Raw genomic sequence first — 26,495 nt, 5'->3', positions numbered from 1 at the left:
ATTTCCTCTAAAAAACGCCACTGTTTCTAATTCAAAAATGGTCAAAAACCTTAAAGATCAAACCGAAGACTCTGAAGACACTAGTAGTAGCGATAGTTCCTCAAGCTCTAGTAGTGATGGGGGAGGAGATGAAGACGAGGACGGAATTAAAGGAATACTTTTAGCGGTAAAAAGCATCTTAACAAAATCAGGAAGTGTCATACAAGATGCTCGAACAAACAGCCTTATTGTCACAGATATCCCCAGTCAATTTCCTGTGATTGAAAAAACAATTGCCAAGCTTGATCTTCCTGTTCCTCAAATCCTAATTGAAATCGAAATGCTTGACATCTCCAAAACTACAGGCGAACTTATTGGTGTTAAAATTGGAGACAGTCCGCTTTCGTTTAGCGGTGGTCAGCGCAGTCATCTTTATCCTTGGGATCAAAATAAACTACTCAGAAAAGGCTACGAATTCGAAACTGAATATACATCTGGAACTATTGATGCCTCAGGCCTAACCGCTGTTTTACAATTTTTAAAAACAATTACTGATACCAAAAACTTAGCCAATCCAAAAATCCTAACCCTTAATAACCAGACAGCTGAAATTCAAATTTCAACCAATGAGGCCATCGGTGTCGTCACATCTACTGGGGGCTCAGAGGGAGTTGTCACGCAAAATGTAGAAGCCGAACGCGTTCAAACAGGAATTTTTCTATCCGTTACCCCTCAAGCAAATTTAGAAACTGGAGAAATCACAATGGCTGTTTTTCCTCGTGTGATTGAAGCTCGCAGAGGAGAAACCTATGATGGAATAGCTTTCAGAGACCCTGAAGAACGTGGAACTAAGTCTGTTATGCGCGTTAAAGATGGAGAAACGATCTATTTAGGTGGCCTTAAAAAGACAGATGGCGCTAAAACAATTACTAAAGTTCCTTTTTTGGGAGATTTGCCTTTTATCGGACAAGCATTTCGCCACAAAGACAACTCCGAAGAAGAAAGGGAACTTGTTATCTTTATCACGCCGCGTATCGTATCTGATAAGAATTACTTGTCCCAAAGAGCTAATCAAAAAAATATAAACTTTAAACGCGAACAAAATTATCCAATAACAAAAACTCGCGAAATGGAAAAGGCCCTGTTTGTCGCCGAACAACAAAGACGTAAAAAATGAGCAGATTAAGACTCGGAGAAATTCTCATTCAACAAGGCCTGATCACACAAGCACAACTCGATCAAGTCATTATTGCCCAAAAACAAAAACGCGGACGCATCGGTGAGCTTTTAATCGAGCTTGGAATCACAAAAGAAATCGATATTGTTATCGCTCTTGCCAAACAATTTTCTATTCCCTATATTTCCCGAGAATCAGGGCTACTTAAACCACAAAACTCTGATCTTCTTAATTTGATTCCAAAAGATTTTGCCCAAAAGAATTTTGTTCTTCCACTGTCTCTAAACAAAAATGTTCTAACGTGCGCTCTTTATGATCCTTTGGATCTTCTTCTCATTGACAATTTAAGAAAAATAACAGGATATGACATCAATCTTGTTCTAGCCACAAAACGAGACATCGCGCAAGCCAATGAAGAATGGCATAGCAAAGAAGGCTTATCCTCTTTATCAGAAGCAGTCCAAGACACATATGAAGTGACCCCAAAAGAAGAACTTCAATCTGAACGAAGAAAAGACGAGACAGAGCTTAGCATCGAAAAGCTTATTGAACGAGCTGGTGAAGCGCCTGTTATTAAGCTCGTTGATCTCATTATCCGTCAAGCCATTGATCAAAGAGCAAGTGATATTCACATCGAATCATACAAAGACAAAATTGCTCTTCGATACAGAGTCGATGGATCTCTCTATGAACTACCACCACCAGCACGACATCTTTTACTTCCTATTGTTTCAAGAATAAAAATTCTCGCAAAAATGGATATTGCCGAAAAACGTCTTCCTCAAGATGGTGCTATCTCTGCGAAACTAGAAGACAGAACCGTTGATCTTCGTATTTCCATTATTCCAACCGTATGGGGTGAAAAAGTGGTTATGCGTATCTTAGACAAGGGGGCTATTGACCTTGACTTGTCCGCTCTTGGCTTTGAGCCTAATCAGTTAGAAGCTATTCGAAAAGCAGCCAACTCACCATTTGGACTAATATTTGTCACAGGGCCAACAGGAAGTGGAAAGTCAACAACACTATATTCTTGCCTTAAAGAAGTTACAGACTCAACAAAAAATATTATGACTGCCGAAGACCCTGTCGAATACCGGCTTGATGGAATTAATCAAGTTCATGTCAAGCCCGATATCGGGCTCACATTTGCCGCAGCACTACGCTCATTTTTGCGACAAGATCCTGATATCGTTATGGTTGGTGAGGTTCGTGACCTTGAAACAGCCCAAATTTGTGTTCGCGCAGCCCTAACAGGACACCTTGTTTTTAGCACGCTTCACACCAATGATGCAGCCTCAGCGATTACACGCTTAATCGATATCGGAATTCCATCATACCTTTTGACCCCATCGCTCACTTTGATTATTGCCCAGCGATTAGCGCGAAAACTATGCCCTATTTGCAAAGAAGCGTGCGAGCCATCCGCAGAACAGATGGGGAAGCTACAAATAAAATCTGATCTTGTCTACCGGCCTAAGGGATGCGAAAAATGCAATCAAACCGGATACAAGGGACGCTTAGTTGTTAGCGAAGTTTTGGTTATTGATGATAATATTCGCCGTATCATTGGAGAAAACGCGTCCTATCTTGAAATAAAAGAGGCTGCAGCCAAAAACGGCATGAGCACACTTCTTGAAACTGGAATTAAGAAAATTGAAGATGGCATCACAAGTATTGAAGAAGTTTTGAGTGCAACACTATTATAGAAATACACATAAAGAAAACCCTAAATCCAAAACACAAAACTCTAAATAAACTTAAAATGACCGAAACTCAAAATTCAAAACAGTACGATCTAGGAGAGCGAACTAAGAAATTTGCTAAAAGAACAAGAGATTTTGTAAAAGATTTAGCGAGAACAATAGCAAATACAGAAGATGCGCGCCAACTTGTTAGATCTTCTGGGTCAGTTGGCGCTAACTATGTTGAAGCAGAAGAAGCTTTGAGCAAAAAAGATTTTGTAATGAGAATAAAGATAAGCAGGAAAGAGGCAAAAGAAAGCAAGTACTGGCTAGAGCTGATCGATACAAAAAAAGAGATGATTCAAGAAAAAGAAGCATTGATTCAAGAAGCAGGAGAGCTAACGAAAATATTCGGCGCAATCGTTCAGAAATCAAAATAACGTTTTCTTTTTTAGGCTTAAGATTTTAGATTTATTTAGAATTTCGGATTTTGAGTTTAGAGTTTTTCAAAACACTTTTAATAAAAATTTTCAATTATTTGTAATTTGAATTTCACATGTTGCTCGTTTAGGATTTTAGATTTTGAACTTTAGATTTATTTAGGATTTTGGATTTAGAGTTTAGAGTTTTATGTTATTTGCACTTTGAATATTGTTTATTGTTTGTAATTTGGATTTTGTGTATTGTTTATTTAATAAAGTATATGTATTTATGTTTATTTGAGATTTTGAAGTTTGAATTTGGGATTTATTTAGGATTTTGATTTTTGGATTTGGAAGTTATTTCGCTATTTTATTTTTTTGAAAGGAAAATTATGCCTGATTTTTTATATACCGTAAAGAACGAAGATGGAAAAACAATCACAGGAACACTGACCGCTACCAGCAAGGAAGCGGTTGTTGAAAATCTTCAACAACAAAACTATTACATTCTTTCCATCCAAGAAGGTGTTTCACGCTCAACCCCTAAACGCTCAAAGCAAAAAATAAAAAGGCCAAAGAAATTTTCGCATGAAAAAGTCACAACGCAAGATAAGCTTGCTTTTGCAACTCAGCTTGCGACCATGCTTGACTCTGGGGTCAATTTACTTAGAAGCCTTTCCATTATCGTTAAGCAAGTCGAAAGCAAAAAATTTTATAATGCTCTAAATCAAATTTATAACGATGTCGAACAAGGTATTTCTTTTAGCAATGCACTAGCCAAGCATCCAAAAATTTTCGACACCCTTTGGGTTAGCTTAGTTGAGGTGGGGGAAGCTTCAGGAACAATGCCAAGAGTGCTTAACAAAATTGCCTCTTATGCCGAAAAAGCTGAAGCCGCAAAATCAGGGGTCATCTCAGCCATGATTTATCCAGCTATTCTTTTAACAGTTGCGATTGGAGCCATCACCATTTTTGCACTTTTTATAGGACCAAAATTCGAAAACATGTTTAAATCAATGGGGGCTGAGCTTCCAGGCCTCACTCAAACTATGCTAGATATCTTTAGTTTTATGCGATCCTATTTCTTTCATATCTTAGGTGTAATTATTGTTGTTGTTTTTTTGATTAAGAAATATATTAAAACACCATTAGGACGCATTCAGTTCGAAAAACTATTATTTAAAATTCCAATCCTAAATGAAATGATAAAACTATCAATTATGGAAAAATTTGCATCACAAATGGCAATCCTTATCGAAAGTGGTGTGCCGGTTCTTTATGCACTTGATATTATTGAACGCTTAATTGGTAATAAAATCTGTGAACAATCGATTGTCGAAATTAAGAAAAACGTCGGCGAAGGAAAAACGATTTCCGAAGAAATGGCGAAAACCGATTTCTTCCCTTCCATGGCAGTCCAAATGATTGCCGTCGGAGAAGAAACAGGCGAAATGGCAAAAATGCTTAATCATGTGGCAGAATACTATCAGCGTGTTTTAGCAGTTGCCACAAAACGATTTACTACCACCTTTGAGCCTGTGATGCTCATCTTTATGGCCTGCACTATCGGAATGATTGTTATGGCTATGTTTTTACCAATCATAAATATCTCTAAGATGGCAACACAAGGAGGTGGATAAAAAAACAAAACTTTTATTGCATCAACCTAAAGCACATGCTATAGTTTAAGCAAGGTTAAGAAGTAAAATGAAAACATTAAACAAAGGAGAATAAAAATGAGACTTAATAAAAAATCAGGTTTTACTTTATTAGAAGTTATCATTGTTGTAATTATTTTAGCTATTCTTGCAAGCGTTGCACTTCCGCAATTTGGCACACTTATTGTAGACACAAAAAACAAAGCATCAAAACAAGCCACGGAACTAGCTTGTCGAGAATCAGCTGCGTTAAGTACCCTACACGGAAGCTTTAAAGATGCAGGGTACGCTGCAGCAGCCACACTTGGTAAAACAAGTGGTTTTACTAAAGTCGTATGTACAAATGTTGGCACAACAATCGACTGCGATTCAACGATTGTTGTAGGTAGCGGTCAAACTCCTCAAAATTCAGAATGCGAATGGGTAAAATAAAATAAAGACTCAAAAAAGACCAAGGCTTTAAAGCCTTGGTCTTTTTTAATATATAAAATTTCTTAATATAAGAGGTTAAGATGAAAAAAAAAGGTTTTACCTTAACAGAGGTAGTCATAACAATTGTTATTTTAGGCGTTCTCGCCTCCATAGGAATCCCTAGTTTTCAAAATGTTATAAAAGACACTCGAATCAAAGATGCATCCACAAACCTTCTAATTCTCTATACAGCGCAAAGAATTTACCATAATGAAAATGGATCATATGTCAGTGCTAACGGTGCAGCAGCACTAAACACTGCTCTAAATACTGGCATTATTCCCGGAGACACCCTTTATACCTGCGACAGCGCATCAGAAGAATGTAGAGCATCTGGCACTGGATTCGGCCTACGGATTGACATAGCCGCTGCAACTCCAGTTGTTAACTAACCCAGGCTTCTTTAAGAAAAAAACGCAAATGCTAAAAACGCTACAAACCAAAAAAGCCTATAGTCTTGTTGAGATCATCGCAACTGTTATTCTATTTTCCGTTGGAATTTTAGGCATTCTCGCTGCTTTTTCTTTTGCCTCCAAAGATACGCGTATTTCAAACAAAAAACTCATGGCTGCCAACAAAGGCCGAGCACTTCTAGAAGATATGCGCGCGAGGGTTGACACTCGCACTCCAAACGCCTGGAATCTAACGTGTAATGGCGCTGCACATTCATGGCCAAATGGCGAAAGCTTTGATGGAAAACCTATTGTTTACTCTTGCTCCGATCACACATCTGGAGCGCGCCAAGTCACACTCACAGTAGAATGGGACGATTAACGTGAAAAACAAATTTTTTATAAAATTACTTTTTTCTTCCAAGCCAGCGAAAAATATATCAAAAATAACATCCAAAAGAGGCATCACCTTAATTGAAGTTATTGTCGCATCTCTTGTAGCCGTTATGGTTTTAGCAAGTCTGGCATCCATTGATTATTCTGTCCGCATGATGTACAAAGGCATTGGACCACGATCGCTGCTTGCCGCAGAAACAACCGCCATCATGCAACATATCTCCCGCAATATTCAAGCTACAGTAGGCGATGCCGTTGAAACCGCTGCCGGAAATTCTGGAATTTTGATCAATAATGGCTCCTCGCAGCTAGCTATTCGCCAAGATCGCAACAGCCCGCAAACACCCTCAGACTACAGCGATGACGAATGGGTTTCTTATAGTCTTTCAGCAGATAATAATATTCTTTTTTGTAATGACAACACAGGTGCGTGTGGATCCTTATTGACCACTCTTGGATCAGGAAAAATCCTCAGTTTTACAGCTAGTTTCACAGAAGATAGTGGCCCCGCAGCCTTAGACAACCAAATTAATATTACTATTGAATCCTGCGCTGATCCTGCCACATGCGTAGCAGCTGACATTTTTACAGTATCAACAACTATTTCTGTGCCCTCAAAGGGCGGACCTTCTATATAGATTTTTTTGATTGTTTTGACAATATGGGCCGGTAGTTCAGCTGGGAGAATGTCTGGTTCGCAATCAGAAGGTCGGGGGTTCGACTCCCCCTCGGTCCATTTTTCATAAAAATAAGAATATTTAACAATATCTTTTAGCAATTTACTAATACCAATGCTATACTTTAAGTAGAAAAAGAAGTATAAAGTACTTGCACAAGGAGGCTGTATGAAAAAGTCATTATTTCTAAAGAAAATCAACAAAAGAATAGGATCCCTATCTGGATTTACTTTGCTGGAAACAGGTATTTTCATTGTCACTGCAAGCATTTTTGCCACAGTCGCTATTCCAGCGTTCACAAACGCAATCGAAAACCAACGAGCTAACACAGCAAAAAACACACTAAAAACCGTCTACATGTCGCAAAGGAGATATTCTATCGATAACAACAATAATTATGCATCAAATTTAGCAGATCTTGATATCGCCGTAAGTGCTCTTACTGGGTTTAAACCTTTAGTAGTCAGCTCGAACACAACTCGGGTTGCAACTTTACAGCGAGACGACAACAGCTATTCTTTGCGAATCACTGCCGATGGAGATCTTGTATGCCAGGGAGGTGGATGTCAAGAAATCAGCATGTCAACAACAACGAACGAAACAGAAATACAAGACACTGGCACAAGCACAGATGTTACTGCGACCTCAGAACCAACGCCAGAGCCAGAACCAAAACCAGAACCAGTTAAAAAACTACCTTTAAAATAAAAGAATAAATCTAATTGAATCGTCAGTAGCTTTATTTTATTTATTACTAACTCAAAATAAGTCACCTACATGTAAGAATGTCACAACACCGTTTTTATTGCTCACACCTTACCAAAAACCAGAAAAATATTACCCTTTTAAATAAAGACGAAATCCATCATCTTATCGATGTCTTACGCTTAAAAAAAGGAGCAAATATTACTTTGTTTAACGGTCAAGGGACCGAAGCTTCCGGAGAAATCCTGAAAATATCAAAAGAATCTATTGAAGTTAAAATTCTCTCTAAAAAAACAGAGCAAGCCCAAAAAACATGCATTGTTCTTGCTTGTGCAATCCCTAAGAAATCCAAATTTGAAACAATTATTGAGAAGTGTACAGAGCTTGGAGTTGATGAAATTATTCCTTTAAAAACAAAACGAACTGAAATCAAGCTCTCAGACGAAAAATCAGAAAAAAAACTAAAACGATTCCAAAGCGTTTGCATCAATGCTTCCAAACAATCCAAACGAAATATCCTTCCTAAAATTCACCGAATTAGCACTTTAAACGATGCACTAAAACATCTTGAAGAAAACTGCATTGGATTTATTGGCTCTTTAGGAGGCAAAAGGCAAGAACTAAGAAATGCTATAACCAAAGATTTAAAATTAAAGAAAAAGATTGTTTTCTTTATCGGGCCGGAAGGAGATTTTACACCTGATGAAATTGCTCTCGCTATAAAATCTCACTGCATCCCAATTTCTTTAGGAAAAACCACTCTCAAAGTTGATACTGCTGCCATTGGCGTCGTTGCTTTCGCGAACTTCATTATTAATACATAAATATATTAATAGTATACTTGTGCAAATCAGATAAGGGACATAACCTGCTGAAACAAAATGATTTGCAATACTTTCCTCAAAGTCGAAACAATTGACAATCATCCAAAGCTCATGTATAATTCATCTCTTGCACAAAAAGTAAGATAAGAAGAAAATCCTAAAACGAATTACAATAAAATGAACATAAAATCAAGATCCAAGAACCAAAAACCAAAACAAATCCAAAAATCAAGAATCAAAGCACATTTTAAAAATAGACAAATGACAATAGACAAATGACAAACAAATTACAATAGACAATAAACAATGGAAAAGCCTTATAACCTAGAAGAAAGAACGTTGAAATTTTCAAAGGCATCTATTAATAAAAGTTGATTTTGTGATTTTGGATTTGGAATTTATTTGGAAGTTTGAATTTGGGATTTTGCTTATTGTCTGTTTTCTTAATTGTCTATTGTTTGTAATTTGGATTTTGTATATTGTTTATTCAGGATCTTCGGTTTAGAGTTTTAAAAAGCACCTCGAGTAAATAAATATTTCTTAGACAAAAACGTGAAAATGCTGTCGCCAAAACCATAGAATAGGAGATTGTATGAAAGACGAAAAGAAACAGGACACAACTGCAAGCGCAAACAAGCTAAAAGCCCTAGACCTTGCTTTAGCCCAAATTGAAAAGCAATTTGGCAAAGGATCGATCATGAAGCTCGGGCAAGACACCGTCCTAAATATCGAATCAATTCCAACGGGATCAATCACCTTAGACACAGCGCTAGGAGTAGGCGGTGTTCCCAAAGGACGCGTCATTGAAATATATGGTCCAGAATCTTCCGGAAAAACAACATTAACTCTTAGCATTATTAGCGAAATCCAAAAAAGAGGTGGCGTGGCTGCATTTATCGATGCTGAACACGCATTTGACGCTTCATACGCAAAACTATTAGGAGTTAATTTAGATGATCTTTTGATTTCCCAGCCAGATACAGGCGAACAAGCACTGGAAATTGCCGAAACATTAGTTCGATCCAATGCCGTTGATTTAGTTGTTGTTGACTCTGTTGCCGCACTTACCCCAAGAGCAGAAATTGAAGGCGATATGGGAGATTCTCATATGGGCTTACAAGCCCGTTTGATGTCTCAAGCGCTGCGCAAGCTAACCGGGTCGATTAGCAAATCAAAGACATGCGTTATATTCATCAATCAAATCCGTATGAAAATCGGCGTTATGTTTGGTTCTCCAGAAACAACAACGGGTGGACGTGCGCTAAAATTTTATTCGTCTGTGCGCATTGATTTAAGAAAAATTGAAACACTTAAAAAAGGCGACGAGATCATCGGTAGCCGCGTTCGAGCCAAAATCGTCAAAAACAAGGTCGCCCCACCATTTCGTGAAGCACTATTTGAAATTCATTTTAATGAAGGAATCTCGAGAACAAGCGATGTGCTAGATCTTGGTATTGAGCATGATATCATCAATAAAGCCGGCTCATGGTTTTCGTATGGGGAAGAAAAAATCGGCCAAGGTCGAGAAAGCGCCAGGGCATTTTTAAGAGAAAATCCAAAAACATTTGCCCAAATCGAGAAAAAAGTTCTCGAGAAAATAAAAGAAAAAAAATAAACCCGTTAGAAATAAAATTTTTAGAAAGCTAAAATAAGTAAATTTTTCTAGCAGGATAAACCTTTTTTATGGGCATCAACGATTTCAACAAAGAACTTGTAAAGGCTAAAACCGCTAGCTATCGGCTTTTAAAAGTACGCACTCGTAGCGAACAAGAACTGAGGTTGCGTTTAAAACAAAAAAAATTTTCTTCAAGAATCATCTCTGTAGTTATTAAAGAATTTAAACGAATCGGGTTAATCAACGATATAGATTTTGCAAAAAACTGGGTTCGTTCACGTATCAATAAAGGATTTGGCAAAAGACGCATTATTTTAGAACTTAGACAAAAGGGGATCTCGCCAAATATTATTGAAAAGCAAGCTTGTGATATTGAAAAAAACTATTCACCCGCTTCAATGATCCATGAATTAACACAGCAACGAATAAAACGATATACGAGTCTAGAGCGCTCTGTAGCACAAAGACGTATTTACGGCTTTCTTCTCCGTCGAGGGTTCTCCATGGATGCCGTACTAAAAGAAATTAAAGCGTTATGACAACAAAAGAAATCAGACAGAAATTCTTAAGCTTTTTTGCCTCCAAAAAACATACCATCGTGACAAGCGATTCGCTTGTGCCTAAGGAAGACCCGACTGTTCTTTTTACAACCGCAGGGATGCAGCAGTTTAAAAAACAATTTTTAGGACAAATTGATGAGTTTACCAGGGCTACAACATCTCAAAAATGCTTACGCACAGATGATTTAACCGAAGTTGGAAAAACAGCGTTTCATCATACATTCTTTGAAATGTTAGGCAACTTTTCTTTTGGCGATTATTTTAAAAAAGAAGCCATTGCCTGGGCATGGGAATTCTTAACCGAAGTTGTTAAGCTTGAAAAGGATCGGCTTTGGGTCTCTATTTACAAAGACGATAGCGAGGCCAAGGATATCTGGATTAATAAAATTAAAATTGATCCAAAAAAAGTTGTTGCGCTGGGAGACAAAAGCAATTTCTGGCCATCTGACGCTAAGAAAAATGGGCCAAATGGACCATGTGGACCCTGCTCAGAAATTTTCTTTGATTACGGCCCTAAAGTGGGCTGCAAACGCCCTGATTGCGATCCAAGCTGTGATTGTGGACGTTTCGCTGAAATATGGAATCTTGTTTTTACGCAATTTAATCGCAAAGAAGGCGGAGAGCTTGAGCCATTACCGAATAAAAATATTGATACTGGCATGGGTCTAGAACGCTTAGCTGCCGTTATTCAAGGCAAGTCAACAAACTTTGATATTGATCTTTTTGAGCCGATTTTTAAAGCCATTGATCATGAGGCACAAAAAATAAATATTTCACTTAATCAAAAAGAGCGAAATATCATTGCTGATCATATGCGTGCCATTGTTTTTGGAATTGCTGATGGCGTTGTCCCATCAAACGAAAATCGTGGTTATGTGATGAAAAAACTAATTACCGATATCACCGATATTATTCTTGAAAAAAATGAAAATTCTTTTATTCACAAGCTTGTTGGTTCTGTCATCGAAGCGATGAATGACCCTTATGAGGATCTTTTAAAGAAAAAAGATAATATCATCGCCTGGATTAAAAAAACAGAAGATGCGTACAAAAAAGTGCGCAAGCAACGAATTCCAGAGCTTAAAAATGAGATTCAAAGAAATCCAAATTCATTAGGCGAACTTATTTTTAAATACAAAGATACCTACGGCTTGACATTAACTGCGGCCTGCACAACAGCAAAAACCCTTGGAATCTCTGATCTCGAGATTGAAAAAGCAAGCAAAAAGGCTGAAGAACTCATGAACGTACAACGCGAAAAATCACGTGCCTCTAGCAAAATGACAGGTGATGTTTTTGCAAGCAATAATATCAACATAACTGCACCTAAAACAGAATTCTTAGGTTACAAACAAAATGAATGCAAAGCAAAAATCCTTCAAATTTTTATCGGAACAGAATCAGTTTCTAAGGCTAAACAAGGGGACAACGTAAAAATTATTTTGGACAAAACACCTTTTTATGCAGAATCGGGTGGTCAAATCGGTGACACAGGACTGCTTGAAAAAGATAGTAACATTTGTAAAATCACACAAACACAAAAAATTTCCGATATTTTTATTCATATTGGAATCATAGAATCCGGATCATTAAATCTCAAAGATTCCCTGACCGCTAAAATTGACAAAGAAAGAAGGCTTTCGATTATGCGCAATCATACGGCCACACATTTGCTTCAAGCAGCTTTAAGAAAAGTTTTGGGCAATCACGTTCAACAACAAGGCTCTCTTGTCGATGAAGAGAGGCTTCGCTTTGATTTCACGCATCCCAAAGCACTTAACGATGAAGAAATTATAGAAATTGAGCGCACTGTTAACGAAAACGTTTTGCAATGCGCACCCGTAAGCAAAAAAGAGATGTCGCTATCTGATGCACAAAAAAAAGGAGCTCTTGCTTTTTTTGCAGAAAAATATTCCAAAACAGTACGCGTTGTTGATATTGGTGATATTTCAAAAGAGCTCTGTGGCGGAGCACATCTTGACAACACAGGACAGATTGGATTATTTAAGATTCTATCAGAAAGTGCGATTGCCCAAGGCATTCGCCGCATTGAAGCGACAACCGGATTAAAAGCATTGGATGTTGTTCATCAAAATGAACAAACTCTTAAAGCCGCCGCCGCGCTACTGAAAGCTCCAATTTCTGAATTTGTCGAACGATTAAATTTACAATCAAAAAAAATTAAACGACTTGAAAAAGAAGTTGCCGAATCCCAAGTCGAAAAAATTAAATTAAATATTGACGACATTATCAAGAAATCTGAAAATATTAACGACACAAAAATAATCTCATCTTCATTTAACAATGTCGATCTGGCTACCTTGAGACGTGTTATTGATCTGATCAAACAAAAAACAAAAAGCGGGATTATTATTCTTTGCTCGAAAGAAGAAGGAAACAATGCTGTTATTGTCTCTGTTAGCGATGATCTAATTCTAAGAAATATAAAAGCAAACGACCTTATTGAAAAAATTGTATCTGAGATCAAAGGAAGTGGAGGGGGCCGTCCTCAGCTCGCACAAGCCGGAAGCAAAGAAACAATTCAAGTCGAAAAAATTTTGTCATGCATCAAAGATTACATAAAGGGGATTTAACGCTATGAAAGTTTTAAAACCAACAGGACCAGGACTACAAAAATTATATGATCGCAACTTACATGCACGCAAAAAACATGTTGAAGAAAAAGTACGCCACATTATCGAGGATATTCGTCAAAATGGCGATGACGCACTTCTCAAGTACACAAAGCGTTTTGATAAAGTCAAACTTAATCCAAAAAAGATCAAAGTCGATGAGGCAGAAATTAGTAGCGCTTTTCAAAACATCACAAGCGATTTTGTCTCAACACTAAAAATGATTATCAACAACGTATCGACGTTTTATAAAAAACAAATTAAAAAACCAAGCCGCGTTAAAAATGACGAAGGGGTGATGCTCAAGGAAAAAATTACCCCTTTAGAATCTGTCGGAATTTATATTCCAGCCGGCACGGCACCTTTAGTATCTTCCGTTTATATGACAACAATCCCAGCTAAAATTGCTGGGGTTAAACGCATTGTTTTAGTCTCACCACCAGACAAAGATGGAAATATTAATCCATATATTTTAGCCGTGGCTAATCTTTTGAAAGTCAATGAAATCTATAAAGCAGGTGGTGCACAAGCCATTGCAGCCCTTGCGTTTGGAACAAAAACAATTCCAAAAGTCGATAAAATTATCGGCCCGGGAAATATGTATGTCACAGAAGCAAAAAGGCAACTTTTTGGATATGTGGATATTGATATGCTCGCCGGTCCAAGCGAACTTGCCATTATTGCCAATCGTCACAGCAATCCAGATTATATTTTGGCAGATCTTGAATCTCAAGCAGAACATCTAGACGGGCTTGCAATCTTGATTACAACAACTAAGAAATTTATAAAGATGTTTAAAAATCGAATTCCAAATGGATATGCAATCTATGCAAAAAATATGCAAGAAGCGATTGTTATCGCCAATCGGATAGCCCCTGAACATTTGCAAATCATGACAAACAATGCCTCCAGCATTGCTAACAAAATCGATAACGCCGGTGCCATTTTCTTAGGTCCTAACAGCCCAACATCCATTGGAGACTACATCGCAGGACCAAGCCATGTCTTGCCAACACTTGGAACAGCTCGCTTTTTTTCAGGATTATCTTTATCTGATTTTACAAAGACAAGTCATATGATCTCATATTCACGAAAAGCACTCGAAAAGGCAAAAGGAGCGCTTGAAAAAATCGCTCTTCTAGAAGGACTGACAAAGCACAATGAATCTGTCCAGATACGTTTCAAACAATAAGAAAGGCAAAATATGCTAAACTTAAAAAAAGATCGAAAAGCAACATTTGAACGCAAAAGTACTGAAACCGAAATCATAGCCGAACTTAATCTCGACGGAAAAGGGTCAGCAAAAATCAAAACCGGCATAGGCATTCTTGACCACATGCTTGAACTTTTTGCTTTTCATGGATTATTCGATTTAAACCTTGAAGTTCAAAAAGCAGATACAGAAATTGATATCCATCACACTAACGAAGACATTGGTATTGTACTCGGAAAAATTTTCAAAAAAGCTTTAGGCGACATGAATGGCATTAAACGCTTTGGCTTTGCTGCAGCACCAATGGAATCGACATTTTCTGAAGTTATTCTGGATATTGGCGGACGTGGTTACCTCAAGCTTAGTTTTGAAGGTGCCTCTGGAACAAATATGCAAGACGGATACGCTCTAACTTATCTCGAGCACTTTCTCGAGTCTTTTGCGAATAATCTTGGAGTCAATCTTATTGTCAATGTTAAAAATGTCAGCGAAGACTTGCACACAACTCTCGAGACAGCTTTTAAGGCGTTGGGGCTTGCTCTATGTGATGCTGTTCGCATTGAAACTCGACGCAAGGGCGTTCCTTCAACAAAAGGAATTATTGACTAATGATTTCTATTGTTGATTACGGAATGGGGAATTTAAGAAGCGTCCAAAAAGCACTTGAAAAAGTTGGCGCAACCGCCATTGTCACAGACAATCCTGACATTATCAGCACATCTGAAAAGATTGTTTTACCTGGTGTTGGCGCCATCGCGCCTGCCATGGATAAACTTAAAAGTCTTAAGCTTATTGAAATAATAAAAAACGCCATCAAAAATGGAAAACCATTTTTAGGTATCTGCTTAGGTCTTCAACTTTTATTCGACCAAAGCGATGAAGGCGGTACTGTTGAAACTCTCGGCATTATTCCAGGATCTGTTGTTAGGTTTACTGATCTTAAAATCCCTCACATGGGATGGAACCAGCTTAATATTAAACAAAAAAATTGCCCTTTATTTAAAGGGATTGAAGAGAACTCTAATGCGTATTTTTGTCATTCGTTTTTTGTAAAACCAAAAAACAATGAAGTCAGTGCAACAACAACGAACTATGGTCTAGATTTTACATCTTCAATCTCAAAGAATAATATTTTTGGAGTTCAGTTTCACCCTGAAAAAAGTCAAGAAATAGGATTAAAGATCTTAAAAAACTTTAACGAATTAAAATGATTATTATACCCGCTATCGACTTAAAAGATCAAAAAGTTGTCCGTCTCACGCAAGGTAAATTTGATCAAAAAACAGAATATAATCACGATCCAGTATCAATTGCTCAAAAATGGCAAAGCTGTGGAGCCCAATTGATTCATATTGTTGATTTAGATGGAGCCGAAAAAGGTATTTCAACTAATTTTGATATTATCAAGAAAATTAAAGAATCAATCGATGTTCCGATTGAAGTCGGAGGCGGCATCCGCAACAAAGAAACAATTCAACGTTTTGCAGACATTGGAATTTCTCGTATTATCTTAGGGACAAAGGCGGTTGAAGATTTCGATTTTATCAAAGACGTTCTTTCAAAGTGGGATAATCAAATCGCCGTTAGCCTTGATTGCGCTAATGGAATGGTCGCAACCAAAGGATGGGCTGAAGTTTCATCTATCCAAGGAAAAGACCTTGCCCAAAAGCTTGAGCAAGCTGGGCTTAAAACTCTTATTTACACAGATATTGCACGCGATGGCGCTCTTGTTGGGCCCAATATTAAACAAATACAAGAAATCTTAAATACGGTCAACCTTTCAGTGATTGCTTCCGGTGGAATATCAAGTCTTGATGACATTAAAAATATTTTGTCAATCAAAGCAAAAAATCTTTACGGCGTTATCATTGGAAAAGCACTATATGAAAATAAATTTGATTTGAAAGAAGCGATTGCACTATGCTCACAAAACGTATAATTCCATGTCTAGATGTTAAAGATGGCCGCGTTGTCAAAGGTATTAATTTTATTGAACTGCGCGACGCCGGCGATCCTGTGGAATGCGCCAAAACATACGATCAAACACAAGCTGACGAAATTGTATTTCTAGACATTACGGCAAGTCATGAAAAGCGCCCTATTTTTCTTGATGTCGTTCGAAATACAGCCGAGCAAGTTTTTATGCCACTAACAGTTGGCGGAGGCATTAATTCTATTGATGATATTCGAGACTTGCTAAACGCCGGCGCTGACAAAGTGTCAATGAATACATCAGCTGTTGAAAATCCAAATCTTATCAAAATATCATCAGAGAAATTTGGCAGCCAATGCATTGTCGTTGCCATTGATGCCAAAAAGAACAAAGACAGCTGGGAAATCTATACTCACGGAGGGCGAACGCCGACAGGAAAAGATGCCATTCAATGGGCTAAACAGGCAGAAAACCTTGGTGCCGGAGAAATCCTTCTAACCAGCATGGATTGCGATGGAACAAAAAACGGTTATGACTTAGGATTGACAAAAGCAATTTGCAATGCTGTTAACATTCCTGTCATTGCTTCCGGTGGTGCTGGAAAATTAGAACATTTTTATGATGTTTTTACTAAAACAACAGCTGATGCCGCTTTGGCAGCATCGATATTTCACTATGGCGAAATTCCAATTCCAGAAGTAAAAAAATATTTAAACACAAAATCAATCGAGGTACGATCATGATCCCAGAAAAAATAAAAATTACACCACAAACATTAAAAAAACTAAAATTCAATAACGATGGCCTTATTCCAACTATTGTTCAAGACTACAAAACAAAAGATGTTCTTATGCTTGCATACATGAACATAGAATCATTAAAAAAAACTATTAAAGACAAAAAAACTTGTTTCTGGTCAAGATCACGCAAAGAATATTGGACGAAAGGCATGACATCTGGTCATTTTCAATTTGTTAAAGGAATTTATTACGATTGTGACTGTGACACGCTTTTAGTTACTGTTCGCCAAATTGGCGGCGCATGCCACACAGGAAAAACGAGTTGTTTTTACAGAAAGATTAACTAGTCATGTTTTATCCGTCAGAAAAAGAGTTTGTTAAGCTTACAAAAAAAGGAAATTTAATACCCGTTTATCAAGAGATTCTAGGCGATTTAGAAACTCCGGCATCTGCTTATTTAAAGATTGCGAAAGATTCTCGCTATTCATTCTTGCTCGAGTCCGTTGAAGGAGGAGAAAAGGTATCGCGTTATTCTTTTCTAGCTGAGAAACCAGAGCTTGTATTTAAGTCCACTGGCAATAAAGCTGAGATTATTTCTTTTAAAGGAACAAAAGCAACAAAGCAAACTTTTACAGTAGACCTATCGCCACTCAAAGAAGTTCAGAAAATTATGTCCCGCTATAAATTTGTTGAAGTCAAAGGACTTCCAAGATTTTGCGGAGGATTTTTAGGTTATATTGGATATGATGCCGTTCGCTTTTTTGAGCATCTACCTAATAAACCCAAAGACGATCTAAAATTTCCAGACATTCTTTTGTCTCTAGCAAAAAATCTCATTATTTTTGATCACTTTAATCATAAAATTAAGATTATATCCTGCGTTAAAATTGATCCCAAAGATTCAGCTCAAAAAAAGCTCTTGGCCTACAAAGCAGCTCAAAAAACAATTTACCAAACGATTAATCGCCTACAAAAACCGGTAATAAAACCGAAAACAAAAACATCAAAGAAAATGTCATCTAAAGTTCAATCGACATTTAATGAATCCAAATTTAAAAAAGCCGTTAATGAGGCAAAGAAGAAAATTCGCGCGGGCGAGATCATTCAGGTTGTGCTTTCACAAAGATTTAAAACGGAAACAACAACCAGCCCTCTGAACGTTTATCGAACGCTACGCACAGTGAATCCCTCACCCTATATGTATTTGCTTCGATTTGACGATATTTATATTGTTGGATCTTCACCTGAGCTCTTAGTGCGATGCGAAAATGGCATTGTTGAAACACGTCCTATCGCAGGAACACGTCCAAGAGGAAAAGATGAAAAACATGATTTTCAGCTTGCTCGAGATCTTTTGCGAGATCCAAAGGAGCGCGCCGAGCATATTATGCTTGTTGATCTTGGGCGCAATGATCTTGGTCGAGTTTGCAAGAAAGGAAGCGTGAAACTTTCTGAGTTTATGAGCATTGAACATTATTCACATGTCATGCACATTGTTAGCAATGTTAAAGGGGCGCTTAAAAATAACAAAAATGCTTTTGATGTCATCGAAGCTTGTTTTCCAGCAGGAACGGTTTCTGGAGCCCCAAAAATTCGCGCCATGGAAATTATTGATGAACTTGAACCTGTTTCACGCGGGCCATACGCTGGCTGTATTGGATACTTAAGTTTTTCTGGAAATCTAGACACATGCATTACCATTCGCACAATTGTGATTAAGGGCAAAACAGCCTATGTTCAAGCGGGCGCTGGCATTGTTGCTGACTCCAACCCTAAAAAGGAATACATTGAAACACGGAATAAGGCAAAAGCGCAAATAATGGCCATTGAAATGGCGAACAACAACTTTGTATAAAAAGAGCTAAATTTGCGAAGAATTGCTTTTAATGCAAATTTGAGTTGAAATAAATAAAAATCACGATAGTATATTAATATATTTAATTAACCTATTTCTAGATTTTAACAGGCAAAGCCATCAAAAAAGAAAGAGGAGCAACCCATGGAAGTACGTATTCGATTACAAAGAATTGGAAAGTCAGCTAAAAAACGATACAATTATCGCATTGTTGCTATTAAAAAAGATGTAAAGCGTGATTCTCGCAATCTCGAAATTTTAGGACACTATGATCCATCTGAAAAACCTGTATCTTTTTCTATTGACCATGACAAGTTAGCGCAATGGATTAAAAAAGGGGCTCAGATGAGCGATACGGTCCGATCTTTAGTCAAAAAGACAAAAAAATCTTAAAAAGAAATTACGAAAGGACGTCAAATGGGCAATGAACAAACCATTAATCCAATCATGGCTTTAGTGCCATACGCGCTTATTTTTGCTGTTTTTTATTTTCTAGTCATTAAGCCGCAAAAGGAAAAACAAAAAGAACAAAAGCTAATGCTAGATAATCTCAAGAAAAATGATGAGATTGTCACGAGTGGTGGCCTTCACGGGACCATTGTTAGCCTTAAAGAATCTAGTGTTGTGGTTCGAATTGACGACAATGTTAAAGTTGAGATTGATCGAGGCGCTATTTTGCGCGTTCAAAAAAATTAATGTATCTATATTAGAAAGATCAAATAATAAAAAAGGACTTCTATGAAAAAGAATTTAAAGACACGCATTCTTTTGATTTTGGCCGTTACGGCTGCATCACTTTTTTTCGCATTGCCTTTTGAAAAACGCATCAATCTTGGGCTCGATCTTAAAGGAGGTATGCACCTTATCTTGAAAGTCGAAACCGATAAAATTTCTGAAGAGGCACGCAAAGATGCTGTCGTGCGCGCCATGGAAATTTTACGCAATCGTATTGATGGGCTCGGTGTCGGTGAAACGGTTATCCAGCGTCAAGGCGAGAACCAAATTCTTGTTCAGCTTCCCGGTGTAACCGATCGCGATTCTGCTCTTGCAATAATTGGAAAAGTCGCCCAACTTGCATTTAAACTCGTCAGTGATGATCCAACACTTTTAAGCAAAGCATTAGCTGGAGAAGTTGAAACGGGATACGTTTTAAAATATACCAAAGACGAACAAAAAAGACCTATTTTACTCGAAGAAAAAACTGCTTTAAGCGGGGAAGCGGTGTCCGATGCCCGCGTTGATTTTAACCAGACAGGATTTGGACAACCGCACATCTCGCTTTCTCTAAATGGAGAAGGAGCAAAAGCTTTTGCGACATTGACACGAGAAAATGTCGGCAAACGTCTTGCGATCGTTTTAGACGGTGAAGTTTTATCTGCGCCGAATATCAAAGAACCAATTCTAACAGGCAGTGCCGAAATTTCCGGTCTATTTACTTTTGAAGAAGCAAACCTTTTGGCATTATCGCTTCGATCGGGTGCGCTTCCAGCGCCAATGCACATCGAAGAAGAGAGAACAGTCGGTCCTCTTCTAGGAAAAGACTCGATCAACGCAGGAATCAAAGCAACCATTGTCGGCGGAATTTTAGTTTTAGTTTTTATGTTCTTATACTATTTTATTTCTGGCCTTATTGCCAATTTGGCTTTGATTTTAAATTTTTTACTGATCGTTGGCGCGATGGGATTTTTAAACACCATGATGCCAGATGCGCAAGCAACCTTAACGCTTCCCGGCATTGCCGGTATCATTTTAACGCTTGGCATGGCTGTGGATGCCAACGTTCTAATCAATGAGCGAATTCGAGAAGAAATCGCAAACGGCAGACCCCTTCAAGCAGCTGTTAGCAATGGATTTAGTAAGGCTTTTAAGGCCATTGTGGACTCTAACATCACAACACTGATTGCAGCTTTTATGCTTTTTCAGTTTGGATCTGGACCCATCAAAGGATTTGCCGTTACTCTTTCCATTGGTTTAATTGCAAGTTTATTTACCGCGCTTGTTGTCACACGAACATTATTTGACATTTTAATTCAAGCCAAAATTCTAAAATCCTTGCCCAGTCTTAATTTCTTTCAAAACACAAAAATTGACTTTGTTTCAAAAAGATATCTTTGTTATGCTCTTTCTGCAATCTTAATTATCATTGGAATGGTGGCGCTCTGGCAAAAAAAAGATAACGCCTATGGCATTGATTTTGCAGGAGGCCAGATTCAAGAATACAAATTTGAAAAACCTGTCGACGCTCAAGAACTACGTCAAACCTTGCAAGAAGAAGGACTCCAAAACTTTGTCATCCAGCAATTTGATAAAAATCCTGAAACAATCATTCTTCGATCGGCAGAAGATGTCTATGACAAAGCTGTCGAGGCCTTTGGCAAAAATTTTCCAGACAATCGATTTGAAATCATGCGCTTGGAAAAAGTTGGTCCTGTAGTTGGCCAAGCGCTTCGCAAACGCGCCCTTCTCGCAATACTTTTTGCATTGGGCGGTATTCTTGTTTTTGTTGGTTTTCGTTTTAAGCACTTTGATTTTGCCGCAGCCGGTGTTATCGCAATTCTGCATGACGTTCTTTTAACGCTAGGGCTTTTAATCCTTGCCGGACGCCAAATTGACCTTTTAGTTATTACGGCCCTGTTGACAATCGCTGGTTATTCAATCAACGATACGATTGTTATCTATGACCGTGTTAGAGAAAATCTTCTAGCAACAAGGAAGACGACGCTCAAAGATGTTATCAATTTAAGCATCAACCAAACATTAGGACGAACAATACTAACAACAGTAACAACACTCTTAGTTGTTGTCGCTCTTTACTTTCTGGGTGGAGATGTTTTAAATACATTTGCCTTTTGTTTAATGGTCGGATTTGTTTCTGGAACCTATTCCACCATCTTTATTGCTGCGCCACTTGTTTTGGCTTGGCAAAAAAATAAAAAATAATTTTGCAAGTCTTTTCCTTAAAAAGCAGATCAAGGGATGTTTAAATCTTTAAAATTCTTTGTTGGCCAGCATATTTTTGTTGATTCCGTCCTTGTCCATCTTGATTCTTTCGGTTATACACGCGTAGACTTTTGTCTCGAAGAGGGAGATTTTAGTCAACGCGGCGGAATTGTAGATATTTTTCCAACAAACTTTGACTCGCCTATTCGCGTTGATCTCGACGATGATAAAATCCGCCACATTTCCAGTCTCAATCTAAAAACTGGAAAATCAATATGGCAACATAATATCGTCATTATTCTCCCAAAAAAGAAATCCAAAAAACAATTATTCTCCAACGAAACACCGCTTAACAATTTTGTCGATATTGAAAAAGGAGACTATCTCGTTCATCACAATCACGGTGTTGGAAAATTCCTCGGAATTGAGGAGTTTGATTTCGGCAAAGAAAAAAAAGAACATCTTATCGTCGAATACAAAGGAGGGGACAAGCTTTTTGTTCCAAAAGCAGATATGCATCTCGTCCAAAAATATATCGGTTTTAGCAAAAAACCTCCTCGCCTTTACAAGCTCGGAACAGGAGAATGGAAAAAAATAAAAGCCCGCATTCAAAAACGAATTCAACTATTTGCTGGCGAACTTCTCCATGTGCAGGCTATGCGCGCAAGCTTACAAGGCTTTCAGTTTTCAAAGAATACCTCTTGGCAAACAGAATTCGATAAAAACTTTCCCTTCAAAGAAACCCCTGATCAAATCAAAGCCTGGGAAGAAACTAAAATCGACATGGAATCAAAAACTCCCATGGATAGACTCATCTGTGGAGATGTTGGATACGGAAAAACCGAAATTGCCATGCGCGCAAGCTTCAAAGCAGTTATGAACAACAAGCAAGTTGCTATTTTAGTCCCAACAACAATTTTAGCAGAACAACATTATTATAATTTTTCAAAACGACTTAAAGATTTTCCTGTTAAAGTTGTAATGCTCAATCGATTTCGAACAAAAGGCGAACAGCTCGAAATCATCAAGGATCTTAAAGCTGGAAAAGCTGATGTTGTAATCGGCACACACCGGCTTCTTTCAAAAGATATAGCGTTTAAAGACCTGGGACTTGTCATTATTGATGAAGAGCAGCGCTTTGGTGTCAGAGCCAAAGAACACCTTAAACACCTTCGATTCCTCGTCGAGGTCTTAACGCTTACGGCAACTCCTATTCCGCGAACACTTTACATGTCGTTGTCCGGCGCAAAAGATATGTCAGCAATTAACACGCCCCCGGAAAATCGAGTTCCGATATCAACGCATATTGTTGAATTTGATGAAGACTTAATAAAAGATGCAGTTAACCGTGAACTCAGAAGAAAAGGGCAAGTCTTTTTTCTCCATAACCGAGTTGATGATATTGACAAAATTGGCAATATTATCAAAAAACTCGTTCCGCGCGCACGCGTTTGTACTGCTCACGGGCAAATGTCTGGTCGCCTTTTAGAAAAAATTATGCTACAATTCTTAAGCGGTGAGATTGATATTCTGGTGTGCACAACCATTATTGAATCTGGCATTGATATTCCAAATGCCAACACACTTATTGTCAATCGTGCAGACCGATTCGGCTTAGCTGACCTACATCAACTCAGAGGAAGAGTCGGACGATTCAATCATAAAGCATATGCCTATTTTATTGCGCCACCAAAACAATCGCTATCGTCACAATCAAAGTCAAGACTTGAAGCGATTGAAAAGCACAGTGGCCTAGGATCAGGATTTAATATCGCCTTTGAAGACTTACAAATTCGAGGCGCCGGAAACCTACTTGGAGAACAGCAACACGGATATATTTCATCTATCGGATTTGATCTATATTGTCGATTACTAAAAGAATCTATTGAAAACATGAAAAAAGAATCTGGAGATACCAAATGACACATTTTAAGAAAACAGCACAATTTTTATTAATCATAATATTGCTTCTCTCTGGTGCAAGCAAAGGATACTGCCAATTTTCCGATAGAATTCTTGCCGTTGTAAACGACAATGCGATTACAATGCAAGACCTCAAACAATTTCTATCGATGCTTTATATCAATCTCGCATCAACAGGGCGAAGCAAAGAAGAAATTAAAGAAATCATGTCTTATTACCAAGCTAACGGCTTATCAAGGCTTATTGACAACAAGCTAATTGTAGATGCTGCCGATCAAAAAGAACTTATAATCAGGCCAGAAGGAGTTGATAAGCGGATTGATGAAATCAAATCAAAGTTTCAAACTGAAAAAGAATTCTTAGACGATCTCACCTCACAAGGACTAACAGTCTCTGAGGTTCGAGAACGGATTCTCGAAGATCTAAAAATACGCTACATGGAAAATTCCGAAGTTTCATCAAAAGTTTTTGTTAGCCCTCAAGAGGTTACAACATTTTACGAAGAAAATATTGATAAATTCAAAAAACCAGAAACAGTTGAGCTCGACTCAATATTTATACCAAACGAGGGGAGAGATCCAAAAGATGTTGAACGAGAAGCAAAAAAAGCCTTAGAACTCTTAAATAACAAAGAAACCAATAAAACTTTTGCAGAAGTTGCTAAAAATTTTTCTGATTCGCCTGCGATCGGAACTATCGCAAGAGGCGAAGCAATCCCAGAAATTGAAGATGTAGTATTCAATTTGAAAGAAGGCGAAGTTTCTTCTATTGTCCCTGTCGAAACTGGAATATATATTTTTCAAGTTAAGAAAAAAACTCCTGAAAGCATCCCCTCCCTAGAAGAAGCAAAAGAATATATCCAAAATATTTTAACTCAAAAACAAACTAACGAACTTCGAGAAGCATGGTTAAAAAAACTAAGAAATGAAGCCTACATTGAAATCAAATAACAATAAGAATTCTGTCATTGGAATCACAATGGGTGATCCTTGCGGAATCGGTCCAGAGATTATCGCAAAAGCTCTTGTCGATCCTTCTATCCGCAACATTGGAGGATTTCAAATTATTGGAGATTTTGAAGTTTTTCGGAAATATTTTAAAAGCCCTTTAAAAAATTGCTCATTTATTGATTTAAAAAATTTTGATGTTTCTAAAAACAAATTTACAGGGCCCAATAAAAAAGCAGGAGAGGCCTCCTTGGCTTATCTTGATACAGCTTTAAGCCTTCTGAAAATCAAGAAAATATCTGCACTGGTTACTGGACCAGTTTGCAAAGAAGCCATTCAAATGCTTGATCCTAACTTTAAAGGACACACAGAATATCTAGCCAATTTCTTTAAAGTAAAAAAGTTCGATATGATGTTTGTTACAAAAAATCTAAAAGTCATCATTGCAACTCGACACACTCCACTTAACGAGGTAAGTTCTTCGATTACGCAAGAAAATCTTTATCAAACAATTCACCTTACGCTGAACTCTCTTCAAAAACAATTCAAAATTAAAGAACCAAGAATTGGAGTCTGTGGGCTTAATCCACATGCAGGAGAAGGCGGAAAAATCGGAAAAGAAGAACAAAAAACTATTATTCCAGTCATCAAAAGAATTAGAAAAATTTCAAGAAATATCGATGGTCCATTTGCTGCCGATACTCTATTTTGCCCATTTAACATAAAAAAATATGACGCCATTATTGCTATGTATCATGACCAAGGACTAATCCCAATTAAGGCATCTGATTTTAACAGTCTCGTCAATCTAACAATCGGACTTCCAATCATTCGCACATCTCCAGCTCACGGGACAGCCTTTGATATTGTTGGAAAAAATAAAGCCGATCCGTCATCGATGATTGAATCTATTCGATTAGCAGCACATTTATCTCAATGAAACAAAAAACAAAGAAACCAATTCACCCTAAAAAATATCTCGGGCAGAATTTCTTAATCGATCCCAATATTATCAATAAAATTATTTCTGCATCTAATCTCAAAAGCACTGATTGTGTTCTCGAGGTCGGGCCAGGACTTGGAGCTTTAACGCGAAAAATTGCACCTGAAGTCAAGGCGCTTATTGGCGTCGAGAAGGATCGTACTTTGGCTGAAGAACTTTCCAAGAAAATTTCTGATTCTCATGTAAAGATTTACAATGACGATATTCTAACATTTGACTTTCTCAAATTAAATAAAAAAATAAAACTAATCGGAAATCTTCCGTACTATATCTCATCATCTATTATTGAAAAGCTGATCGAAAACTCACAGCATATATCGTCAGCGTTCATTACTGTTCAATTAGAATTTGCTAAACGATTGATTGCTAAACCAGGGAATAAAGAATACGGATCACTAACATGTTTTATGCAATATCACTGCGAGCCACGCCTTTTATTTAAAATTAAGAATTCTTGCTTTAAACCCATACCAAAAGTTGAATCTGCTTTTGTCTGCTTAAATTTCGAAAAAGCTTCACCTATAAAAGCCGAGAATGAGGATTTGCTTTTTAAAACTATTCGCCAAACTTTTCAGCAAAGACGAAAAACAATTCTAAATTCACTGCCAAACGAATATAACAAATCACAAATTAAAACTATTTTAGAAAAATGCAATGTTAGCCCAACATCGAGAGCTGAAAATCTTACCTTAAACGATTTTATCAATATCTCGAATTATTTTAATCAATTGTAATATAAATTTAATACAG

General features: G+C 37.6%; 27 protein-coding genes and 1 tRNA gene. All 28 read left to right on the top strand.

From position 1 onward, the window contains the following. A partial coding sequence (locus PHY73_04580; GenBank protein ID MDD3374979.1) for a secretin N-terminal domain-containing protein occupies positions 1-1,156 on the top strand: 1,156 nt, incomplete at its 5' end. Further along, positions 1,153-2,862: an ATPase, T2SS/T4P/T4SS family gene (locus PHY73_04575; GenBank protein ID MDD3374978.1), complete on the top strand. Its 1,710-nt coding sequence runs from the start codon at positions 1,153-1,155 to the stop codon at positions 2,860-2,862. The genes PHY73_04580 and PHY73_04575, both read left to right, overlap by 4 nt. 56 nt (positions 2,863-2,918) lie before the next feature. Beyond that, positions 2,919-3,278, top strand: coding sequence for a four helix bundle protein (locus PHY73_04570; protein MDD3374977.1), 360 nt, complete (start codon positions 2,919-2,921; stop codon positions 3,276-3,278). Between the two features lie 374 nt (positions 3,279-3,652). Continuing rightward, complete coding sequence (locus PHY73_04565; GenBank protein ID MDD3374976.1) at positions 3,653-4,900, top strand: type II secretion system F family protein; 1,248 nt, start codon at positions 3,653-3,655, stop codon at positions 4,898-4,900. 96 nt (positions 4,901-4,996) lie between these two features. Beyond that, positions 4,997-5,350: a prepilin-type N-terminal cleavage/methylation domain-containing protein gene (locus PHY73_04560; GenBank protein ID MDD3374975.1), complete on the top strand. Its 354-nt coding sequence runs from the start codon at positions 4,997-4,999 to the stop codon at positions 5,348-5,350. Between the two features lie 80 nt (positions 5,351-5,430). Then, positions 5,431-5,781 carry a prepilin-type N-terminal cleavage/methylation domain-containing protein gene (locus PHY73_04555; GenBank protein MDD3374974.1) on the top strand — a complete coding sequence of 117 codons (351 nt, stop codon included), beginning with the start codon at positions 5,431-5,433 and terminating at the stop codon, positions 5,779-5,781. A 28-nt stretch (positions 5,782-5,809) separates the two neighbouring features. Further along, entirely contained in the window at positions 5,810-6,163 is a 354-nt protein-coding gene (locus PHY73_04550) for a hypothetical protein (GenBank protein MDD3374973.1), read from the top strand. A gap of 1 nt (position 6,164) precedes the next feature. Further along, positions 6,165-6,815 carry a hypothetical protein gene (locus tag PHY73_04545; GenBank protein MDD3374972.1) on the top strand — a complete coding sequence of 217 codons (651 nt, stop codon included), beginning with the start codon at positions 6,165-6,167 and terminating at the stop codon, positions 6,813-6,815. A 25-nt stretch (positions 6,816-6,840) separates the two neighbouring features. Beyond that, positions 6,841-6,913 (top strand) — tRNA-Ala (locus PHY73_04540). 109 nt (positions 6,914-7,022) lie between these two features. Continuing rightward, a complete protein-coding gene (locus PHY73_04535; protein ID MDD3374971.1) occupies positions 7,023-7,562 on the top strand; it encodes a hypothetical protein in 540 nt (179 codons plus the stop codon). A gap of 77 nt (positions 7,563-7,639) precedes the next feature. Continuing rightward, entirely contained in the window at positions 7,640-8,383 is a 744-nt protein-coding gene (locus PHY73_04530; protein MDD3374970.1) for an RsmE family RNA methyltransferase, read from the top strand. A gap of 592 nt (positions 8,384-8,975) precedes the next feature. After that, positions 8,976-9,998, top strand: coding sequence for a recombinase RecA (recA, locus tag PHY73_04525; GenBank protein ID MDD3374969.1), 1,023 nt, complete (start codon positions 8,976-8,978; stop codon positions 9,996-9,998). A gap of 68 nt (positions 9,999-10,066) precedes the next feature. Then, complete coding sequence (locus PHY73_04520; protein ID MDD3374968.1) at positions 10,067-10,537, top strand: regulatory protein RecX; 471 nt, start codon at positions 10,067-10,069, stop codon at positions 10,535-10,537. Continuing rightward, on the top strand, positions 10,534-13,152 hold the full coding sequence (gene alaS / locus PHY73_04515; GenBank protein ID MDD3374967.1) for an alanine--tRNA ligase: 2,619 nt from the start codon (positions 10,534-10,536) through the stop codon (positions 13,150-13,152). The genes PHY73_04520 and alaS overlap by 4 nt, the downstream gene beginning before the upstream one ends. Before the next feature lie 4 nt (positions 13,153-13,156). Next, entirely contained in the window at positions 13,157-14,383 is a 1,227-nt protein-coding gene (gene hisD / locus PHY73_04510) for a histidinol dehydrogenase (protein MDD3374966.1), read from the top strand. A gap of 12 nt (positions 14,384-14,395) precedes the next feature. Further along, positions 14,396-15,013, top strand: coding sequence for an imidazoleglycerol-phosphate dehydratase (locus PHY73_04505; GenBank protein ID MDD3374965.1), 618 nt, complete (start codon positions 14,396-14,398; stop codon positions 15,011-15,013). Continuing rightward, positions 15,013-15,615: an imidazole glycerol phosphate synthase subunit HisH gene (hisH, locus tag PHY73_04500; protein ID MDD3374964.1), complete on the top strand. Its 603-nt coding sequence runs from the start codon at positions 15,013-15,015 to the stop codon at positions 15,613-15,615. The genes PHY73_04505 and hisH overlap by 1 nt, the downstream gene beginning before the upstream one ends. Then, entirely contained in the window at positions 15,612-16,343 is a 732-nt protein-coding gene (gene hisA / locus PHY73_04495; protein MDD3374963.1) for a 1-(5-phosphoribosyl)-5-[(5-phosphoribosylamino)methylideneamino]imidazole-4-carboxamide isomerase, read from the top strand. The genes hisH and hisA overlap by 4 nt, the downstream gene beginning before the upstream one ends. Further along, on the top strand, positions 16,325-17,080 hold the full coding sequence (hisF, locus tag PHY73_04490; protein MDD3374962.1) for an imidazole glycerol phosphate synthase subunit HisF: 756 nt from the start codon (positions 16,325-16,327) through the stop codon (positions 17,078-17,080). Before hisA ends, hisF begins: the two co-directional genes overlap by 19 nt. Then, positions 17,077-17,424: a phosphoribosyl-AMP cyclohydrolase gene (gene hisI, locus PHY73_04485; GenBank protein MDD3374961.1), complete on the top strand. Its 348-nt coding sequence runs from the start codon at positions 17,077-17,079 to the stop codon at positions 17,422-17,424. The genes hisF and hisI overlap by 4 nt, the downstream gene beginning before the upstream one ends. A gap of 2 nt (positions 17,425-17,426) precedes the next feature. Next, entirely contained in the window at positions 17,427-18,932 is a 1,506-nt protein-coding gene (gene trpE / locus PHY73_04480) for an anthranilate synthase component I (GenBank protein ID MDD3374960.1), read from the top strand. Positions 18,933-19,076: 144 nt separating this feature from the next. Then, a complete protein-coding gene (gene rpsP, locus PHY73_04475; protein ID MDD3374959.1) occupies positions 19,077-19,325 on the top strand; it encodes a 30S ribosomal protein S16 in 249 nt (82 codons plus the stop codon). Between the two features lie 24 nt (positions 19,326-19,349). Further along, the gene (gene yajC / locus PHY73_04470; protein ID MDD3374958.1) at positions 19,350-19,628 is read left to right on the top strand and encodes a preprotein translocase subunit YajC; all 279 of its coding nucleotides are present in this window, start codon (positions 19,350-19,352) and stop codon (positions 19,626-19,628) included. Between the two features lie 42 nt (positions 19,629-19,670). After that, entirely contained in the window at positions 19,671-21,872 is a 2,202-nt protein-coding gene (gene secD / locus PHY73_04465) for a protein translocase subunit SecD (protein MDD3374957.1), read from the top strand. A 36-nt stretch (positions 21,873-21,908) separates the two neighbouring features. Next, positions 21,909-23,795, top strand: a complete 1,887-nt coding sequence (gene mfd / locus PHY73_04460) for a transcription-repair coupling factor (GenBank protein ID MDD3374956.1) — start codon at positions 21,909-21,911, stop codon at positions 23,793-23,795. After that, on the top strand, positions 23,792-24,745 hold the full coding sequence (locus PHY73_04455) for a peptidyl-prolyl cis-trans isomerase (protein MDD3374955.1): 954 nt from the start codon (positions 23,792-23,794) through the stop codon (positions 24,743-24,745). Before mfd ends, PHY73_04455 begins: the two co-directional genes overlap by 4 nt. After that, positions 24,720-25,682 carry a 4-hydroxythreonine-4-phosphate dehydrogenase PdxA gene (gene pdxA, locus PHY73_04450; protein MDD3374954.1) on the top strand — a complete coding sequence of 321 codons (963 nt, stop codon included), beginning with the start codon at positions 24,720-24,722 and terminating at the stop codon, positions 25,680-25,682. Before PHY73_04455 ends, pdxA begins: the two co-directional genes overlap by 26 nt. Then, positions 25,679-26,479 (top strand): 16S rRNA (adenine(1518)-N(6)/adenine(1519)-N(6))-dimethyltransferase RsmA, encoded by an 801-nt coding sequence (rsmA, locus tag PHY73_04445; GenBank protein MDD3374953.1) that lies wholly within the window; start codon positions 25,679-25,681, stop codon positions 26,477-26,479. Before pdxA ends, rsmA begins: the two co-directional genes overlap by 4 nt. The last annotated feature ends 16 nt before the right edge of the window (positions 26,480-26,495 follow it).

It is taken from the genome of Candidatus Omnitrophota bacterium (assembly GCA_028693815.1).
GTDB lineage: Bacteria > Omnitrophota > Gorgyraeia > Zapsychrales > Aceulaceae > Aceula.
The sequence above is the reverse complement of the archived record's forward strand: the minus strand, read 5'-3'. Positions and strand labels throughout refer to the sequence as shown.